The 15,473-nt window shown below is 48.1% G+C and carries 11 protein-coding genes; 7 read left to right on the top strand and 4 right to left on the bottom strand.

Annotation, left to right across the window (positions count from 1 at the left end):
- A partial coding sequence (locus tag A3750_RS03675) for a sensor domain-containing diguanylate cyclase (protein ID WP_156498366.1) occupies nt 1–836 on the top strand: 836 nt, incomplete at its 5' end.
- Nucleotides 837–976: 140 nt separating this feature from the next.
- Nucleotides 977–2,134 carry an endonuclease/exonuclease/phosphatase family protein gene (locus A3750_RS03670; protein WP_068521574.1) on the top strand — a complete coding sequence of 386 codons (1,158 nt, stop codon included), beginning with the start codon at nt 977–979 and terminating at the stop codon, nt 2,132–2,134.
- A 144-nt stretch (nt 2,135–2,278) separates the two neighbouring features.
- On the opposite strand, the gene A3750_RS03665 is transcribed toward A3750_RS03670, so the two are convergent.
- On the bottom strand, nt 2,279–3,133 hold the full coding sequence (locus A3750_RS03665) for a DUF1338 domain-containing protein (RefSeq protein WP_068521572.1): 855 nt from the start codon (nt 3,131–3,133) through the stop codon (nt 2,279–2,281).
- Between the two features lie 237 nt (nt 3,134–3,370).
- Between A3750_RS03665 and A3750_RS03660 the strand changes: the two genes are divergently transcribed.
- Together A3750_RS03660 and A3750_RS03655 are read left to right on the top strand one after the other, a co-directional pair.
- Nucleotides 3,371–4,753: an MFS transporter gene (locus A3750_RS03660; RefSeq protein WP_068521570.1), complete on the top strand. Its 1,383-nt coding sequence runs from the start codon at nt 3,371–3,373 to the stop codon at nt 4,751–4,753.
- A 48-nt stretch (nt 4,754–4,801) separates the two neighbouring features.
- Nucleotides 4,802–5,290, top strand: coding sequence for a DUF6231 family protein (locus A3750_RS03655; RefSeq protein WP_068453422.1), 489 nt, complete (start codon nt 4,802–4,804; stop codon nt 5,288–5,290).
- 16 nt (nt 5,291–5,306) lie between these two features.
- Here the strand turns inward: A3750_RS03655 and A3750_RS03650 are convergent, their stop codons facing one another.
- A complete protein-coding gene (locus A3750_RS03650; protein ID WP_197466205.1) occupies nt 5,307–9,923 on the bottom strand; it encodes a S8 family serine peptidase in 4,617 nt (1,538 codons plus the stop codon).
- 201 nt (nt 9,924–10,124) lie between these two features.
- Between A3750_RS03650 and A3750_RS03645 the strand changes: the two genes are divergently transcribed.
- The gene (locus A3750_RS03645) at nt 10,125–10,934 is read left to right on the top strand and encodes an adenosylcobinamide-GDP ribazoletransferase (protein WP_068453419.1); all 810 of its coding nucleotides are present in this window, start codon (nt 10,125–10,127) and stop codon (nt 10,932–10,934) included.
- Between the two features lie 198 nt (nt 10,935–11,132).
- Nucleotides 11,133–11,570: a universal stress protein gene (locus tag A3750_RS03640; RefSeq protein WP_068453417.1), complete on the top strand. Its 438-nt coding sequence runs from the start codon at nt 11,133–11,135 to the stop codon at nt 11,568–11,570.
- A 3-nt stretch (nt 11,571–11,573) separates the two neighbouring features.
- Here the strand turns inward: A3750_RS03640 and A3750_RS03635 are convergent, their stop codons facing one another.
- The gene (locus A3750_RS03635) at nt 11,574–13,580 is read right to left on the bottom strand and encodes a nucleoside-diphosphate sugar epimerase/dehydratase (RefSeq protein WP_068453415.1); all 2,007 of its coding nucleotides are present in this window, start codon (nt 13,578–13,580) and stop codon (nt 11,574–11,576) included.
- Nucleotides 13,581–13,927: 347 nt separating this feature from the next.
- Here A3750_RS03635 and A3750_RS03630 point away from each other — a divergent pair, with 347 nt between their 5' ends.
- Nucleotides 13,928–14,296, top strand: coding sequence for a hypothetical protein (locus A3750_RS03630; RefSeq protein ID WP_068491227.1), 369 nt, complete (start codon nt 13,928–13,930; stop codon nt 14,294–14,296).
- Between the two features lie 92 nt (nt 14,297–14,388).
- Here the strand turns inward: A3750_RS03630 and A3750_RS03625 are convergent.
- Nucleotides 14,389–15,473, bottom strand: a 1,085-nt coding sequence (locus A3750_RS03625; RefSeq protein WP_156498364.1) for a carbohydrate-binding protein, incomplete at its 5' end; no start/stop codon positions are given.

The following is a 15,473-nucleotide window of genomic DNA, read 5'->3' as shown; positions in this document are numbered from 1 at the left end:
ATCACTACACGGAGTCTCTCACGGGTTATGACCAAAACGAGCTTCAAGGTTTGCACTTCGCCAAGCTACTAGATCCATCAATTTGTCTGGATTCGGTAATCCGCGAAGTGAAGAACATTGCGCTTAGAGATGATGGCGAATATCAGCATGAAGCCGCCGTCATCACAGAAGAAGGAAGACTGCGCTTTTTAGCATGGCGCCATGTACCACTAATTAACCAAAAGACCGGCTCACGGCAAATTCTGTCTATCGCGCTCGATATTTCCGGGCGGGTCGAAGCAGAAAGCGAGCTCGCTTGGCTCGCAAGGCACGACTCGCTAAGTGGCTTACATAATCGCCACGCCTTTGAAGAGCGTCTTGCAGAGTGTTTTGCCGAAAGCACTTCAAACACGCTGCGAGCAAATAGCACCGAGCTGACACATTTTGGCGTGATGTTTATTGATCTAGATGAGTTCAAAACCATTAACGACACCCATGGGCACAACAAGGGTGACGAAATGATTAAAGCGGTCGCCAAAGTGCTTAAAGAGCAGAGTAGAGATAGCGATTTTGTCGCCCGCATGGGTGGAGATGAGTTCGCGATTATTGTGCGCAACTTCCATCGCTATGACCTTGACCGAATTACCAAGCGCATAGTCTCCAAACTGACAAGTATTGTTCTTGAACCGGATATCCATTGCACAGCCAGTATTGGCATCGCAGTGCATACACCATTTACACCCTCGCCCGAAGTATTGATCGGCAACGCAGACGGCGCGATGTATCAGGCAAAGGAAGCGGGCAAGAACCGCTATGTAATTTTTGACGCCGCACAGCGCACAATCGACAGTCGATAGATCAAAAAACGTTCAATACATCTCATTTCCCGCACTCCACACTACCCCGCACTTTCAATTAACCGCATGATGCTTAGCGACTTTAATTTCATTGAAGTCAGCGATGAAGACCTATAAAAATAAAATCACGGAGAAATAAAATGAAAACAAAGATAATAGCCGCGCTATTGGCAGTGGCCTCTCTCGCGCCACTTGCACAGGCAAAAGGTGGCGATGACAAAATTAAAGTTCTATCTCGAAACATCTACTTGGGCGCTGATATTTTCCCGGTTCTTGCGGCGGCGCAAAACCCTGACCCATTGGCCGTCCCACTTGCCGTTACTGAGGTATTTCAGACAGCGCAAGCAACCAACTTTCCTGAGCGTGCAGCGGCACTCGCAGATGAAATTGCGCGCCATTCACCCGACGTCATCGGCTTGCAGGAAGTCTCTATCTGGAGCACGCAGATCCCAGGAGACTTCCTTGCGGGAAATCCGACTGCTGCAAACGATACGGTCTATGATTTCTTAGCAATACTTCAAGCCAACCTTCAGGCTCGCGGTATGGACTACGAGGTCGCAGCGAGCGTAGATAATGCGGATATCGAGCTACCCTTCGTTGCAGGCGTGACAGCACAAGGACCGATTCTTGGTGATGTCCGTTTACAAGATCGTGATGTGACCTTAGTGCGCAGCGGCATTCAATACAGTAATGAATTTAGCGGTAACTTCACATACAACGGCGTTGTCGATATTAATGGAGTTCAGGCATCATTTACGCGCGGCTACAACATGATCGACGTCAATGTTAAAGGCGCAGAATACCGCTTTGTGAATACGCACTTGGAAGTGGGTGGATCAGAGCCATTTAAATCCTTGCAGGCGGTACAAATGAATGAACTGCTTACGCTCGTTGGTGCGACTAGTAATCCAAACATACCAGTGATCATGGTGGGCGACTTTAACAGTGACCCGCGCGAAGAAGCGTTTATCGGTCAATCAGGCATTCCTGGGCTCGATGGTTTGCAACTAGCGCCTCCTTATCTGCAAGCATTGCTTGGCGGATATGGAGATACTTGGACGATGCAGAAAAAAATCAAAGGCACGGGTTACACCTGCTGCTTTGACGATGCGGTATCCGACGAAACCGCCGAGCTATCATCACGCATTGACCACGTCTTCATAAAAGAAAACGGTCGACCTGTTGGGCGCAGCAAGAGCAAAGTATTGGGTAACTCTGCGGCGGACATGACCGATGCAAGCGATCTCTATCCTTCTGATCACGCAGGCGTCTACGCCAAAATTCGTTTTATCGATTAGTCGGTATGCAAGGGGCGCGACCTAAATCGGTCGCGCCATAGCAGACAAGCCTCCCGTTTTATGTTCGCCTGGACGATCATCAATATTGCAGCACAGGATGACAAAAAACTTGGGGCTTGTGCATGCTCTCCGCTTTGGATCAAACTACGAACGTACATGCGTGCTTTCAAAAATTTTGTCGGCATTCCCCTCAATAAACGCAGAGAATTCATCGCCATCCGCGTTTTTGTAGCGCTTCGCGAATTCGTAAAACACGCTCGGTATTTTGTAGTCTCCCTCCTGAAACGCGACGGTAACGACATCCGCCATCGTTGAGGATTGCTCAAGATATAGCTCTGGTGTGCCTTTCACCTTGCCGCCAGCTTCGTTCAATGCATAGCCCTGCGCTTCGAGAAAATCATTAAGCTCTTGAATCTCGGTAAACTGCGCGAGGCTATTAATTTTGACTGTAAAGTGATTCGGCACAAAACCAAAAACATAAAACCACGCAGCGTATTCAGACTCATCAAGCAAGCTTTGGTATATCTTGTAACTTGGTTTTCCCCAGTGCCGTCCGCTTGCAGCAAGAAGCGTGTTACCGTTCGGTTGATCTAAGCGCTCGTCAAGACTGTGCTTTACATATTGAATGGAGTACTGATCTGAAAGCCGATCAATCAAGTGCACCTGCATCGTACGCTGTAACTCGTCCGAACAAGCATCAAGCAGCAACTCACTGATGAAGACCTTTGGCGCTTGCGAATCCGTGCAATGCTCCAGATGAATGGCGTCGAGCTTTTTCGCTTCAAAGTGATAGTGCCCACGCACCTCATACCCAACTTCCAGAAAGTCATGAGCCAAACGCTCCATACCAAAACGAGCATGCTTTAATGTGCGCAACGCGATATGGTCATTGATCAAACCTGGAGAAGCTTGACGTAGACAAGCACGAATCTCCAAAACCCTCGGATTTAAATCGGAATACACTTGCCACAGGTTTTCGAACAAAGCGTTTATCGTCATCGTCAGCTCCCGTTTCTCGTTCGATATGCACTATCAGTCTATCGTAGATTGGGGTGATTGCAGCATAGATTCGCCAAGCAAGCACCCGACAAAGCGAATGTGCGCTGAGCAACGGAAAATACACTGTACTTTGCAGCCCGTCTGTAAGCATAATTCGCGCTCACAAAATGCCAGCCATCAAGAGCTGGAATCGCTCTTTCGCTATTCAATCTCAGAAATTACGATGTCAGGCTCACTATGCTAAGACAACATGCATTAATTATTGGCTTAGTCATTGCGGTTACAATACACGCATACGATGAATTGGTACTCGCCATTGCCATGCCGACGATTACCGAAGAGTTGAATGGCTTTGAATGGTATGGCCTCGCATTTGCGAGCTATCTACTTACGACACTCATCGGCGTTGTTTGGGCAGGACAAGATACAGACCGTCGGGGCCCTTTGCGTATATTCCTTATCGGCTATGTCGCATTTGGCTTTGGTTTAGTGCTTGCTGGCTTTGCTCAATCCATGGAAGCATTGATGATCGGAAGAGCTTTACAAGGTCTTGGCGGCGGCATCTCTTGGACTGTCGCTTTCGCCACAATTAACCTAGCCTACGAGCCGCTGCAGCGACCAAAAATGATTGCGGTACTCGATGTGGCTTGGATTGTACCTTCGCTACTCGCCCCTATAATCGGTGGCTACTTTGTCGATCATCTAGATTGGCGCTGGATTTTTCTAAGCCAAATCCCGATTCTCCTAGTCGCTGCTGCTCTGCTCTACCCGAGACTTAAACGGCTCGACAAATCCGTAAACGAACAGCAAAGCCTACCATCAGTAAACAAAATACATTCGGCACTTTGGCTGGCGTCTCTTTGCGCTCTCATTCTGTATGTTAGCAACCAGGCATTGTCGTGGCAGTGGGTATTGCTCATCCCCGGCCTATGGCTTATGCGCAGGCCGTTTCTTGCTCTTATGCCAGACAACTTCTTTTCGCTTTCAAACATGCTGACCTTGGTGCTGGTTGTGCATGGAATTGTCTTTATTTGCTTCTACGGGTTAGAGATTTTTCTCCCGATTGCCACCACTAAGATCCATGATATGGATGCGGTCGATACAGGGATTTTAATTGGCGTTGGCGCCTGTACGTGGTGTCTCGCTTCCTTTTTGCAGGCGAAAATCAGTGCTAGGTTAAACGCATCGACATCGCTTGCTATAGGCTTTGGGATGTTTTTAATAGGTACGCTTCTTTTTATTGCCAGCAACCACTTCCCCGAAAATAGCGAGTTCAATGGACCCACGACGATGTCGCTTGCCATGCTGTATCTTGCGATGGCCGTTGCCGCTTTCGGCTCGGGTATGGCCTTCAACACCTGCGTCACTGCGGCCATGGCGAGCACGCAAAAAGGTACAGAAGGGGCTACGTCAACCTCACTGGGAATTATCAGCTCTCTCAGCATTGGCTTAATATCCGGTGTAGGGGGCGCTGTTTTAAACCTTGGTGAGCGACAAGCTCTCGCCACGTCCGTCACGCTGGATACAATCTGGGTGCTGACAGCGGTTTGCGCCCTCTCGGTTTGTTTTGTGTTTGTCCCTAAAATCCGTCGACTAGAGATCAATGCAAAGGCGCAGTAAATAGAGTAAGCACTGATCCATTCGCCCAACAAAACAGAAAAAACCACTATGAATGAAAAGACGCGCAATCAGCTAGAGCAAATAATGGGACTCGTTGCAGATCTAAAGCCAAGCAACTTACTCGTCATTTCTAGCAAACTCTACCCTCTTCTAAAAGCATCTAAGCCGGCTTGCACCCTCACATCTCTAGACCTAGAAGCAATGCCACTTGAAACCTTCTCCGAGCATCTTAGCCCTCTAGTTCAGCACATTGACATGGTGATCGTCGCTGAGGACATCGAAACGCTGGATCGTGAACGAGCAACACAAGTCATCGGCCAGCTGCGAAATGTGTTAAACGCACAGATCATTGCCCTGCTATCGAGTAAGGCAGCGCTTGGCTTTAATGAAATGATCGGGCTTGGATTCAAACGGGAATCGATAGAAAGCGGCTTAGCCACCTATACATACGACATTGCCAACTACAATAAGAAGCGCGAGTGGAATAACGCGCGTTTTTGGGCCAATCCACAAAACTTTGATAAGTTTCGGTGGTAAGTCAGAGCAAGCCTAGTTAAGGCTGCTCTACTATCTGAAGCTCCGTTACCACATCCAAGCCTGAGACATCCTCAAGATCCAGATCGATCGATTCAATCCCGCAAAGCTCACCAACAGAACAAAGCTGTCCGTTCTTATCAAGGTCGGATTGCACAACAACCTCATAGGCCCCAGGCAGTAAACCTTCTACCTGATAAGACCAAATTCCCTGCCCGACCGCTTGCGCATCGACCTGGTTAGCCAAGCCATTGCCGTTATAAAACTGCACGTACATTGGGGCATCAAATTGCTGACCATCAATATTTTGCAACTCAAGCGAAACGCCAATGTATTGAACAGTGCCTTCGCTATCGGTAACCGAAATCGTTGCGAAGTAGGCTGTGTCAAACAGATTTCGCGTATCTACACTCAACCGATATCGAGTCACAGACGGCAGTTCAGGCTCGTCAGCCGGATCAAGCTCTTCAATGACTTGTTCGATCGACAACCACGACTGGTCACTGGTGACAGATGCGATTGATCCATACTCCGTTGAGTTGCTAATGCTTAGCTCGCCCGCAATCGCACTTTGAGTAAACCTAAACTCCCTATCAGAAACACGATAATCCGGAACTTTTGGCGCGATATTAGCCGGATCAGCAGCAATTTGTTGTGCAATACTGACGGCTTTAAAAGCGTCAATCATACCGTGCCCAAAATACGGATCCCGCCCATCAGGGCCAATATCATTAGTGAGTGCGCCGGACGCTAACAAGGAGTCTACATGTGCAGGGGTCAGATCAGGATACACAGACTTCATAAGTGCCAGAACGCCAGAGACAACCGGTGCAGAAAACGAGGTGCCTTGAGATGGAGAGTAACCCGAGGGTTTGCCGTCTGGCAACGTGAGGCCTGTGGGGCTCCCATCAACCCGCATAATTGCATCGAGATATCCATCTCGATCTAAATCTGTGGCGCCATCGCTCAAGTCAGAGATTCCGGCAGGCGCAACCACATCGACAAACTCATTGTAGGTAGAATAGGCGACCTTGCTGCCTTGATAGTCCGTCGCACCGACTGAAATCACACCGTGATTAGATGCTGGATAATTCACAACATAAGAGTATTCATTTCCAGATGCAGCAACCAATATAAGGCCCTCAGCTCTTGCCGCATCGATGGCTTCGAGCATCGACATACTAAAAGCCTCTCCGCCAAAGCTCATGTTAACAATGTCTGCGCGTTGAGACGGCGTTTGCCCACTTACATTATCTAAGCCACTGACATACCTGAGAGCGTTGGCAATATCATAATCACTATACAAACCCTCTTTATTCGCAACCTGAACAGGCATGATTTTCCCGCCCCAAGAAACACCAGCCATCCCTAAGCCATTCTGCGAATTTGCGCCGATGATAGAAGCAACGGAGGTTCCATGCCAAGCATCAGAAGGCTGCATTACCCCAGCAATCTCCTCTGGATCATCATCGATACCGGTGCCGTCAATCGCTAAACCCGGATCAGACACAAAGTCGTACCCTTGAACCAACTTACCAGCAAACTCTTCTTGGTTTGACTGGATGCCGGTATCCAACACCGCGACGATCACGTCTCTAAATGTTCCATCTGATAATGCCGCAGGGCCGCCAGTAGTGATATCCCAGGCCTGAGGCAAATTGATTCGCTCGTGCTCCCACTGATATTGCTGCAACGGCTCGCCACTTAACAACATCGGTTGACGCACGTAGTTGGGTTCTACAATCCGCACATCCGCTCTTAATGAAAGCTCCTTGATACGCCGCAACGTGAGTAAGTCTTCCATACCTTCGGGGTTAATAGCAGCAAGCTCTAGGTCGGCAGGAGACAAATCTGGAAGGTGCTCGGAGTCTAGGGACAAAAGCGAAGCACGGCTGAGATCAAAGTGATCAACCGACCCGCCCAGTGATGCAGCGTATGTTCGAAAACGTTTGTCTGATGTATCAAGGTTGAGAATCGCCTGCTGCTCCGCAAAATCATAAACACCCGAACTATTTAACGAGCTGGAGCTTACCGCCTGCGTTTCCAAAGCATAGGTTCCCGCACCCTCTTCAGCGAGCACTCGAATATAGTAGCGCCCCGTTTCAGGCACAACGATTTGCTCTTGCGCTCCTGCATTATAAGACTTACCTACCGGGACAATATTCGCTAAACCATCTTGTGCTTCTGATTCTTTAAAGAGTTCCAAATCTAAATCGAATAGCGTGACATCTTTGTCTGTTGGCGTCCCTCGCAGCGCAAGTGTTTGGCCTTTCTCAAGATGGGTGAAGAAGATATCTTCTTTATCTGTGCGCTCCGCAAAGCGCCCTTGATCAATCGAAGTCACACTCGCAGATACAAAACCCTGCACCGCCGCAAAGCCATTTATCCGCTGCGCTTCAGCAAACAAGTTGTTTGGTATCTCCGGTGCACGTTCGTCATTTAAATCACTGTCTGCCGTTAAATTATCAGGAGTCGATATTGAACCGGCGATAGATGAACCATAAACACACGACACCAAAACCTGATCATAATCACCAGTAAGCGCAATACCATTTCCAGAAACGGAGCAGCGATGGTGTTCAGCGACCGCATCAACGGAGATATTTAAAGGTGCGTCTTCGCTCACTCGATCTGCAAAGGCAAAAGGTTGATTGCCCGTCACAACCACGGTTTGTTCACCCGAGCGGAGAGTGATCTCGCCACTTAAGCCTTCTACCGCCCCGCTTACAAGATGATGGCTGTAGCGACAAGCTACTTCAACTGATACCGAGCCTTGCGTGACAACCAGCGTTTCAGGGTTCACCTCGCAACGTTGATGGTCTGGCTGAGTAACAATAAGAACCTGCGCAGATGCACCGTCCTCGATTTGTTCGCCAAACTCGACCGCCCCATCCGAGATCAGGGTTCTTGTCGCCTGATCACCTAAACCTAGCTCTAGCTCTCCCACCAAACCACTCACGATGGCAGACACTCTATAAGCCGCGGGCCGACAGTTTAGCTCTACAGTTTGATCAGAAAACATCGATACGGAAGAAGCACTCAATTCGCAAATTGAACCGCTGGGTACCCCACCAATAATTGAAAGCTCAACTTGCGCACCTTTGGGTAGCGTTAGTACGCCCGGAAACGAAGAGTCTGTCGAGAACTCTACCGGCTCAATACGGCTACTTTCGAGACGCAACTGAACGGGAAATCCACTCAGACCATTGATTGGAACCTGCAAATCATAAAAAGTGTCTCGACAAGACACCGATAAAGCAGAGGCTTTGTCCTCCATCAACTCGAGCTCAACCGGTGTAAGTGAACAAGTCTGTTGCACAGGATCTGAGACAACACGAACGTTTAGCTCATCGGTCTCAGAAACACGTCTCGCAAATACGAAATCGCCATCTTCGGTTAGAGTCAGCTCTTGTTCTTCAACAGCTATGCGAACTTCACCGTCTAAACCCGAAACTGCACCGCCAAGTAGATGAGCTATATATTCACAAGAGATATTGATATCAGTCCGATCACTATCCAGACCAATGTCTGAGGCCCATGGTTGAGCAGAAACGCTGCATTCCTGATCTAGAGGCTGTTGTAAGAATTCAAAGCTAATTGCGTTCGCTGCGACAAATTTTTTATCAAATGCATATTCGACGAACTCATCAGGGTTTGTCGAGGACACATTGACAACTTGATTGCCAAGTTTGAAGCTCAAACTACCGTTTAGATCACGAATACTTCCCGCTAAAGAATAGCCTTCTTCACACAACACTCGAACGTTGTTGATGTCTCCCCCATTAAAGCTTCCCTTCTCGCTATTAATGTCGCAAACATACCCTTCGGGATGGGATGCTATCTGGATATTGAAACTCTCTCCTGCTTCAAAAAGATCAGGTAGAACGAAATCATTACCTGAAACGGTTAGCCTCTGCGTCTGACTACCATCCTCCTCGAGCAACTCGAGAGGAAACGCATCTAAGATTGGCTGAAGAGATCCATCGTCGGGATCGATAAGAAAGGCTTTTCCAGCTAAAAAGTATTGGGGCAACTGGGGTTCGGTGCCATCCCCGCAAAGAATTCGTATCGAAGTAATTTGTCCTTCAACCACGCCAGAGGCCAAGCGCGCATCACAGACGAGGCCAACAGAAGTATCCACAACAGAAACAGAATACTCAGAGCCTTTTTTAAGCAAAGATGGGAATGTGAACGGTCCATCCCCACTCAAGGCTAAGCGCTCATCTCCCAATGCTAGAGTCACATGCCCATCCACGCCAAAAGCGCCACCGCCAATACTATAAGCATCACGCAAACAGCGAATTTCTACATTAGAAATGCTCGACGAGTCGAATGTAAGGTCGGCATTTTGAATGGAGCAGGAATAATGCTTCGGCTGCGTGACAATGCTTAGTGCGACAGAGTCTCCTGTCTTAAACTTTTCTGGAAAGGTAAATCGGCCATCACCGGTCACCTCAATCAGGTTGTCGCCATAACGAAGTTGAATAGGCTCTGAGACACCAAAAGCTTGCCCGTTTAGTGTATAAGAGACGTCTGAAAGCACTTCTGTTTCAGGTGAAGGCGCCTCTTCTGAGCTGCTCCCACAAGCAGTTAATACAATAAAGCTGCAGATCAAAAAAAATCGAGACAACATCATGTTCGGCTTCATAAGACTTGTTATTCTGGGTTCACGAGAGATTCTTAAAATTAGTTCAGAAATTGTAACATCACGTAACGACACTGAATTAGAACCAACGCTCAGAACGCGCTAGACTGATCACAAAAAGTGTCAACGAACGTCAACTGAAACCAATACAGGCACGAAAATTGTGAATTCATACTCGCAAATCAAATCGAAATGACCATCCCGCGCCCTATCGATTCCATGCTCAAACATATTAAGGCGACGTTAGACCTATTTACCTGCATTTCGGGCCGCGTCGGAAAATCAGATTCGACAGGCGGACGTTGCGCTAGCCAGCCAAGTCCTCGCTACATAAGAAAAGCTGTCGTGCATCTTCCATTGATCGGCTTGATAAGCGGCGCTCTTGCGGGGCTCTGTTTTTACTACTGCGCTCAATACTTCTCTACGTTCACCGCCTCTCTGCTTGCGATAATTGTTTCCATTCTTTTCACTGGCGCGATACATGAAAAAGGCTTGGCACACAGCTGTGATGATTTCGCGAACGATGAACAAAACACGCCATCTGCAAGAGTGCGGCTAGGTACACACGGCACATTGGGCCTGCTGCTTGTTATCCTCTTAAAGGCCTCCCTGATCGACGACGTATTCTTCTTGAATGGCTATTTGAGAGATGAGATGTCTGTAGTCGTTTTGATTTTTATGTGTACACATTCGTTGAGCAGATTAATGGCCGCCACCTTGGTTTATTTCACACCGGAGGACAAAAGCTCGGCTAGAAATACGCCTTGGTCCTTGTCACTAATCGCGCTCTCAGGACTTCTCGCTTTGGTGCCTCTCGGACTACTTATCGAGCTTAGCCATCGACCGCATTATTCTCTGATACTGCTTCCGATGATGACCGCAACATGGTGTATATTTGAATATACAAAAAACCGCCGAACCCAAAACAAACTTCATTCTCTTGGTGTAGTTCAGCAGGTAAATGAGCTCATTTGCTTGGCTACTTTTGCCATCATTTTATAAAGACAAGCGATATGCCCGCTCATGCAAAAAAGATTGATGCACATCAAGCAAAACTCTTGATGTTGCTCCTACACTAAAGCGAATTGCAGAAATGAATTACTTCGCCGACTCGCGAAAGCACGTTCAGTCTCTGTCCGATATACGCAGGGAGAACCAGAGTCGAAACAAAAAGCAAAGAAGGACTGGAGGGAAAGCACTATGCCGGAATACCAAAACATCCTCGTTGCACTCGAGTGTAGCAAGGAAAGCGACGCCGTTTTAAAGCGTGCAAAAAGATTGGCGGATGCGCAAGGCAACGCGACGCTACATTTGCTGCACGTGGTGATTGATATCATTGCTGTCGATTGGGTAGGAATGCCCGGACAAGTCCCCCCACCAATTGATCAAGAGGAGCTCAGTGCATCTGCAGCGAATTATCTAAAACCCATGATTGACTCAGCGGGCCTTGACCCTAGCACCCTCACGATGCGCTATGGTTTTGCAGCGCAAGAGATTCTCGATCAAGCCAAAGAAGTTGATGCTGACCTGATTATTGCGGGCAGTCATGCACGCCATGGTCTTGAACGATTACTTGGTTCGACAGCACATCGAATACTGAATCTGGCTGACTGCGATGTGCTTCTCGTGAGAGTGTAAAGCTTAGAGGGGTTTATCAGCACTCGAGCGCGCTGTCGCGAGCGCGCTTCCTTTAGCCTTGCCCTCGTCTTCAGACTGATTTGCAGGCATCGGTATGTCGCGAGGCAATACGGGCGGCATATCTGTGTACGTTTTATTCCATACTAAGTCGCTGATGTGCTCGGCAGGCTTGTAATCCAAGGGAGCCATTATCAAAAGATTTCGAACGGCTTCACAATCAAAATCCTTACTGCCCTCATCGATTCGATCTAAAAGTACTTTCACATCATCCCAAGACAGAGAAACCTCTCGAGCTCGCATAATACGTGAATGCGCCGTCTTCATAGGTTCGTTGCCAATTAACAGCTCTTCGTAGAGTTTTTCGCCAGGGCGTAACCCAGTGTACTCAATTTCGACATCGCCATCGGGGTTCTCCTCATCTTTGACCTCAAGCCCCATTAGGCGAATGAGTTTTTTAGCCAAATCGCTAATTTTGACGCTTTCACCCATATCCAGCAAAAAGACATCACCGCCCTCACCCATAGCACCCGCCTGTAAAACCAGCTGCGCGGCCTCAGGAATCGTCATAAAATATCGTGTAATTTCTGGGTGAGTTACTGTGACCGGCCCGCCTTTTTTAATTTGATCTCGAAAAAGTGGTACTACAGAACCAGACGAGCCGAGAACATTTCCAAAGCGCACCATACAAAACCGCGTCGTATTTTGACGCTTGGACAGACCTTGTAACACCAACTCAGCCAGCCGCTTCGACGCGCCCATTACATTGGTCGGTCTTACCGCTTTGTCAGTCGATATCAACACGAACGTTTCCACTTGCGCTTTGATCGCAGCTTCAGCGCAATACCAGGTGCCAAAGACGTTGTTACGAACGCCTTCGATCACATTTTGCTCAACCAAAGGAACATGCTTGTAAGCTGCGGCATGGTACACCGTTTCGATTTGAAAGCTTTTCATCACCTGAGTCATGCGGCCTTGCTTTTGCACAGACCCTACGACCGCCCGCAACTCAACGCCCAGACCTTTCTTATGAATGTAGTGCTTTAACTCACGCTCAATCTCATACAAAGCAAACTCGGAAGAGTCGACCAAAATAAGTTTTGATGGTGAAAGACGTACAATCTGTCTGCATAATTCTGAGCCAATTGAGCCTCCAGCCCCGGTCACAAGAACCGATTTTTTGGTGATGCAATCTGCAAGCAACTCGCGATCAGGAGAAACCTCGTCCCGGCCGAGCAAATCCTCAATATCCACATCGCGAATTTCCTCAATCTTGGCTTTGCCAGAAACGACGTCGGTAATATCCGGGATGGTTTGAACCACAACAGGGTATTGCTCAAGAAAACGAATCACTAAACTTCGCCGAGACCGCGGAGCATGCCCAAGAGCCAATAACACGCGTTTCGCGCCATATTTTGCCAATACTTTGGGTAATGCTGCAGGGCTATATACTCGAACCCCGTTTAAATCTTGCCCATGCAAACTTTCATCATCGTCAACAAACGCGATCGGCTGCATGGCTTTGCTATGAAACAACACCGAACTTAACTGCAAGCCCGACTTACCAGCGCCATAGATAATCACTCTCTCTTTAGTGCGAACAATGGAGTTATGCACTAACGAGCGCGCAGTCATTCTTGAGCCCCCGACGAACACCAGCGCCAAACACCAATAGATAATGGGGACAGAGCGCGGCATCTCTGCGTTCAAAAAAAAGGCTGAAAGAGCCAACACCAGCGTAGAAATCGTCACGCCGCCCAATACCGCACGCATCGCATGATTACTCATATATCGGATAACCGCGCGGTACAAACCGAGCTTGATAAAACAGAACAAGCTACAAAGAACAGTCAGTGACATGACCGTTGCTATCTGCCAAGAGTCGGGAATGTAAAACGCATCTAAGCGCAAACTAAACGCCAACCAGATGGCAAGCGGAAGTGAAATCGAATCGATTAAAAGAGATACCAATCGTTTTTGGTAGCGGGGTAAAAATAGTAAATTGTTCAGCACGTCCTGCTTGTCCCTAGTCACGTCCAGCCAATCGCTCTGGTGTAAGTGAGTATGCGCTTGCTTTTATATGACAACGAATATAGTCAAGGACAATAAAAGTGTCGAGCTCGTCACATAGATTATCTCATCAAAAACGGCCGAATTGAAACCGTGTTCCTTTTTATTAGACCAGTGTGGCATAGACCCTAGTTCGAGTAAAAACAATTGTTTGTCTTGAGCGTCGTTTTAAGTAACTGGTAATATCTAAGCTCAGAATGAGGTTAAGGATTAACCTCATTCGTGCTTCATTATTGAAGGCTTTAATAGCTCGCTTAGCGAAGTCGCCAGCCAACACAAGGAATCGTATTTTGGCACGCACCTACTTATATATTCTGGCCAATAAGTACAATGCCAGAATGAAAATCTGCACTACACCCAACTTGCTTGCCAGCGTCTATCGTGCTCGAGAACAATACCGGCGCGGCCAAACTTGGAAAACCAAAACAGACAGGCTCGTTTATTTCGAAGAATATCGAGACCCCAAGCATGCACTGGAACGTAAAAAAGAGATCGCTGCCCTCTCGCAACTCGAAAGAGAGCACTTCATTGAGAGGCTCAATCCGCATCTTGATGATCTCTGGCCTCAAGTTGCCGAGAGCTATCATTTTGATGAGATGGGTATCAAAGTAGATAAAATTCGCAGAGTGATGACAAAGCGTTGGTATGAGCATCTTTAGATAACAAAATATACCGTGGAAGGGGCAGGGCCCAAACCGACTTGGCCTAGACCCTTTGAGTTTTTGTAGCCGATACGGATTGACAGCCTTCCTCAAACCACCGCCGGTACAAGTTCTAAGTCGTAAGTAGCACCCTGCTGACTGACAGTTGTGATTGCTGCGTCGTGCGCGTCATCTGCATCACTAGCAGATACAACCGCCATGGCTGATGCAAGACCGGGTTCAAGGCTGCCAGCGGCCGAATGAGTGCTCGTCGAGGCCAAGGTCTGCGACTCAACTTTCGTAAACTCCAGCCAATTCAAGTTAAATCCATCACCAAGCACATCAAGCCGTAAGTCTTGCCCTTCCGGATCTCCCTGATTGGGGGTGCCATGCTCAACAACAATCTGCCCAAGCTCATGTGTTTGCCAATTTTGCCAAGCACCCGTCGAAGAGACTTCTTTCGATAGAATTTGCTCTTGCCCCGTACTTAATGAGAACACACCGGTATCGTAAGGCGATGCCACCCGCGCAGAAACAGCATAAACACCAACATCGAGGTCTAAGGAATACTCAAGCCATTCACCAGCGCGCATCCAACCAATGTTAAAGCCACCGCCGGCATCGCTTGTCACCTGTATATCTACATTATCATCGCGATATTGGCCGCCACTATTACCCGCACTATTGTCATAAGCAAACTCATAATCTTCCGCTTCTAATCGATAGCTTTCTTGCATAACAGGCGCTTCGCCTAAGTCTTCAGCAATCAAATCTAAGGCAACGCTATCTATGTTTGCCCCGCTGCTCCCCGTCGTTTTGAACGCCACGTTATGCTCACCACTTTCAAACGTCATCGTCAGACTGGTCGATCCCCAATGCGACCAAGATCCCGTGGCTTGAAAATCTAGCGTATCGACAAAATAGCCGTCTACAAACACATCTAAAGGCCGGTTTCCATACGCTAACGCATAACGCACATCAAGTTGATAAACGCCTTCTGAAGTTTCGACATCGAATGCCAGTGCTCCTTCCTCAATCATGTCGATAAAACCCGAGCCGTCAAAACCGGCGTGATTGGTAGCTACCTGATGCCCGCCAAGCTGAGCCTGTTCCACATCAAGCGACACCAGCGTGATGACATCTGGTTCTGGTTCTGGTTCTGGTTCTGGTTCTGGTTCTGGTTCTGGTTCTGGTT

It is taken from the genome of Oleiphilus sp. HI0079 (assembly GCF_001635105.1).
The sequence above is the reverse complement of the archived record's forward strand: the minus strand, read 5'-3'. Positions and strand labels throughout refer to the sequence as shown.

What these genes read in the sequence shown, in the direction of transcription:
- A3750_RS03670 (WP_068521574.1), top strand. Translation starts at nt 977, where the DNA reads ATGAAAACAAAGATAATAGCCGCGCTATTGGCAGTGGCCTCTCTCGCG.
- A3750_RS03665 (WP_068521572.1), bottom strand. Translation starts at nt 3,133, where the DNA reads ATGACGATAAACGCTTTGTTCGAAAACCTGTGGCAAGTGTATTCCGAT.
- A3750_RS03660 (WP_068521570.1), top strand. Translation starts at nt 3,371, where the DNA reads ATGCTAAGACAACATGCATTAATTATTGGCTTAGTCATTGCGGTTACA.
- A3750_RS03655 (WP_068453422.1), top strand. Translation starts at nt 4,802, where the DNA reads ATGAATGAAAAGACGCGCAATCAGCTAGAGCAAATAATGGGACTCGTT.
- A3750_RS03650 (WP_197466205.1), bottom strand. Translation starts at nt 9,923, where the DNA reads ATGATGTTGTCTCGATTTTTTTTGATCTGCAGCTTTATTGTATTAACT.
- A3750_RS03645 (WP_068453419.1), top strand. Translation starts at nt 10,125, where the DNA reads ATGACCATCCCGCGCCCTATCGATTCCATGCTCAAACATATTAAGGCG.
- A3750_RS03640 (WP_068453417.1), top strand. Translation starts at nt 11,133, where the DNA reads ATGCCGGAATACCAAAACATCCTCGTTGCACTCGAGTGTAGCAAGGAA.